The following is a 2,690-nucleotide window of genomic DNA, read 5'->3' on the forward strand; positions in this document are numbered from 1 at the left end:
TATCCGGTTTACCACGGGAGGAATGGCTCCAATAAACCTCGGTAACAGGCACCTGTGGCAATGTTTCCCAGTCGAACAGCAGGGAAAAACTGTCGGCCTTAGTGTCGCTGACAGCTTCCAGCTGGGCTCTGTTGATGGACTCAACCCGGAACAGGCGCTGGCATATTCTTTCTGCCTTACCATTATGATCAAAATTGAATCGGGTAATGGCCTGCAGGCTTTGAACAGAAAGAACGGGAAAATCATTCGGGCTTTGCAGATAGAGTTGCCAGGCAAACTCCGACCACTGACAGAAAAAATGCTCTTTTGGCGATTGATAGTCTTTTGACCAGATGAGCATACAGTGGCTCCAGTCAATAATGGCTTTCTTTTCAGGAGGGGCAAGGGTAAAAAAATGGTCAATGGCGTGTCTGGCCGCCAGCAGATACTGTTCCGGCGCTAGATGGTAAGCAATATCAAATGCAGAGAAACTTAGTTTCCCTACTGACGGCACAAAGTAAAATCGTTCTGAGTGCCTGCCCATGGGGATGTGACGGAAATTTTTCCGGAACTCTTCCAGAACAGTGTCTTTGACAAGGCTTTTGGCCTCCGGGGGTAGTGCGTAATGAGGACATTGCCATTGCTGGCACAGAGAGATGACCAGTGAGAAGATCCGGTTCCAGCTGGAGGCATTTCTGCCTGTAACCCGTCCGCAAGTTGAGTTAACTGGCTGCACTGGCGCTGACCGGTAAATACTGTCCCATTCCGGCTCTGATGAGTAACTGACAGTGCTGTTGCTGGTACCCCATAAATCACAAAGTCGCCACTCATTGCGGGATCTGACCTCAATAAAAGCATGTGAGTCCGATTTTACTATTCGGGCTTCAATACCCCAGTAAAGACAGAGTAATTGAAACAGAAATGCACGGTGGCGACAGGTTCCCTGCTGCTCCTGCAACAATCGCTTGACCAGGCTGATGCCGGTTTCAACAAAATTATGGTCGTAAGAAAAACCTCTGAACCAACCGACCAGGGCCAGCAGCCGTTTGGACAGATTCCTTATCTCCCCTATTTCCCGCAACTTCCGGTAGCCCGGGAAGTGCGTTGGCTGCCGGGTGAAAACCTCCTGATCCAGATGTACTTTGATCAGGGGAGGGCATCGCCGGGGTTGCGTTTCGATGGGGTCGGCAGCAGTTAACGACATAAAGTAGGTCTGATCGGGTTTGATAATAAAATCCACCGTCACCGGTTCGGTTAACCGGGAACGAGCAAAGTACTGGCCAGTTGGGTTGTCCTGTGCCAGTTCCAGCGGTGCCTCTGCCGGAATGGTTCGCAGGCCGGTCAACCGGTCGGCGGGGGTCAGCGACGGCAATGGCTGCCATTCGCTGCCCGGTTTCAGTATCAGGTGCCCGGGGGTTTCACCGATGTTCAGATTGCTACGCCCAGCTAAAAAGGGCAAAAGAAAGCTCTGATCAACAGGACGATCTGGCAACGGGCTTTCCACTAAATTCTGGTCAGTTGTCACACTGACTGTGAGCAGCTTTAGCCGATACAGCCTGGTATCCCATTTACCGGGGAAAAACCTGGTTACCTGATATTCGTTAGACACACCAGGGGGGGGGGGCCCAGGCTGAAAGTCTCCGGTGATTCAGTGGCCGAACCTCTGGAAGATCCCTTTTCTGATGACTGCAAAGGTTCTGATGACTGCACAGGAATATAGGGCCATGCAAATGAAGATGTGCAGCTTTTCAGATAGGGTTGCCACTCCCGGCACAGACAATTAGGCCACTGATTCATGGAGATGGTGGTCAATCGATCGGCGGCCTCAAGCATCTGCGGCAGTGTCAGCTCAAGGGGGATGCGTTTCTCCCGTAAGTTATCATTGATGGCATTGGCGCAAGCGGTCAACCACTGACTGAGTACGTCTGATACACCCATGGCCTGCAGCCTGAGCTGATAGTCCTTAAGAACATCTTGATTGATATGAACGCCGGTAAATCGACTGGTCAATGACGGCGGGAATGCCGTCCGTCCGGGATAGGTGGGCGGATTAATGGTACCGATCAATTTGAACCCATCCTTGTGAGGCAGCGGCAAGCGGTCATTGAGGAATTCTTCCAATGGCCCGGAAGGAATAATATTGAGTTCACTGACCACGAACACCTCACCGAGACGCCAGGCACGGTTAAAGGCCTGCACAAACTGGTTAAACCGGTCCGGTGTCCCATTGAGGTGCTGATAGCCTTTACCGGTTTGCTGTTGCCAGGTGGTCAGGGTCAGCAGTAACAGTGCATCCTTACCCCACCCGGCAGTACCCTCCACCACCATGGCAACTCTTGCCGGTTCCCTGAGTTGCAGAAATTGCCAGCAGGTTTTTATGTACTCTCTGGTGGCCGGAGTATCGATGACCAAAGGCTTCGATTGCTTTTGATTCACCAGGGCCAACTGGTCAAAAAACTGTTTGAAGGCCTGCTGATGCTGGTCCAGCAATTGCCTGTCCACCTGCCCGGAACCGCACCGGTAATCCCTGAGCGCTTGCCATTCCAATCGCTTGTCCTGATCGATCCGCCCACTCAGGCTTTGACGGCACGCCTCGTCAGCCAGTGCCAATACCTGCGCATTGCTGGTGGGGCAGGCTGCATCAGCAGCGATCAGCCTGAACCGGGCCATGATGTCTTTCAGATCCCTTGGCGTCAGTTCATAGTCTGTGG

Annotated in this window: 2 protein-coding genes; both read right to left on the bottom strand. The window is 52.5% G+C overall.

Translation table 11 applies throughout. From position 1 onward, the window contains the following. The coding region (locus tag KDK15_RS14855; RefSeq protein WP_257296167.1) for a transglutaminase-like domain-containing protein at positions 1-1,471 on the bottom strand (1,471 nt) is incomplete at its 3' end. Positions 1,472-1,566: 95 nt separating this feature from the next. Further along, positions 1,567-2,690: hypothetical protein (locus KDK15_RS14860; RefSeq protein ID WP_257296168.1), on the bottom strand; the 1,124-nt coding region annotated here is incomplete at its 5' end.

The sequence above is a fragment of the Endozoicomonas sp. YOMI1 genome (assembly GCF_024606345.1).
Lineage (GTDB): Bacteria > Pseudomonadota > Gammaproteobacteria > Pseudomonadales > Endozoicomonadaceae > Endozoicomonas.